Consider the following 1451-nt stretch of genomic DNA (forward strand, 5'->3'; position numbering starts at 1 on the left):
GTGTCATCTCCCAGGACATCGGTGACAGTTCTGCATCAGGACATCGGTGACAGTTCCGGTGGTCTTGGTGGTGACACTTCTGCCCCGAGGCTCAAGCGGTGGCTGTCAATGAACCCATCGATCCTCGTGTCCGGCTCGCGATCTCCCAATGGCCCGATGAGGCACCCCGCGGGGCGGTCTCGACATTCTGCGCTGAGCACGGCATTTCCCGAAAGTCGTTTTACGCGTTGCGCAACCGCGCCAAGACCGACGGGGCGGCCGCAGTGCTCGAACCCAGGACCCGACGCCCGAGATCGAGCCCGTCGACGTTGAGCGACGCGGTCAAGGAGCAGGCGGTGGCAGTGCGCGCCGCCCTAGAGGCCTCCGGCCTGGACCACGGGCCGATCAGTGTGCACGACAAGATGCACGCGATGGGCTTGGACCAGGTCCCGTCCACGGCGTCGCTGGCACGTATCTTCCGTGAGGCCGGGGTGGCTCGACTAGAACCGAAGAAGAAGCCCCGCTCGGCATGGCGACGGTTCGTCTATCCGGCGCCGAACGCGTGCTGGCAACTCGACGCCACCGAGTACGTGCTCAGCGGCGGACGTACGTGTGCGATCTTCCAGCTCATCGACGACCACTCCCGCTACGCCGTGGCCTCACACGTGGCGTGGGGTGAGACCGCGGCGGGGGCGATCATCGTCTTCGACAAGGCAGTGGCCGCTCACGGTGTACCCCAACGACTCCTGTCCGACAACGGGGTTGCGCTGAACCCGTCGCGGCGCGGGCATCTCGGCCAACTCGTCGCCCACGTTGGTGCCCTCGGCGTGGAGGCGATCACCGGTAAGCCCTACAAGCCGACCACCCAGGGCAAGAACGAACGCTTCCACCAGACCCTGTTCCGCTATCTGGACAAACAGCCACTGGCTGAGACACTCGAGGATCTGCAAGCCCAGGTCGATGAGTTCGACCACATCTACAACACCGAGCGTTCCCACCAGGGCCTGCCCGGGCGCATCACGCCACTGGCCGCATGGGACGCCACCCCCAAAGCTGATCCACCCCGCCCCAAACCTGACCGGCCCATCTATCAGCGCGTCCCGAGCCGATACCAACACCCCCGACCACAGTCGCCCACTGATCTACCCGCCGGCACGTGCGTCAGAACTGTGAATACATCGGGCACCATCAGCCTGGACTACGTGCACTACAAAGTCGACGTGGACCTCGTTTTCCAGCAGGTCCTCGTAGTCAGCACCGGCGACAAGACCGGCGACGCCATCATCATCACCGACCTGCACGGCGAGATCCTCGCCGAGCACACCCGACCCGCATCCGGCATCCGCTACGTCGGCAACGGCCAGCGCCCAGGAACCCGCCCCGCGAACCCACAACCGTCACCGAAGTCCTGATACACCAACTGTCACCCATGTCCTGATGCAGAACTGTCACCGATGTCTTGAGACATCACA

1 protein-coding gene is annotated in these 1451 nt (G+C 64.4%); it reads left to right on the forward strand.

What is annotated here, in order from left to right:
* Nucleotides 1–98 precede the first annotated feature (98 nt).
* Complete coding sequence (locus ACZYY4_RS22980) at nucleotides 99–1391, forward strand: integrase core domain-containing protein (protein ID WP_463812326.1); 1293 nt, start codon at nucleotides 99–101, stop codon at nucleotides 1389–1391.
* The last annotated feature ends 60 nt before the right edge of the window (nucleotides 1392–1451 follow it).

The sequence above is a fragment of the Mycobacterium sp. IDUB_21 genome, from assembly GCF_055419425.1.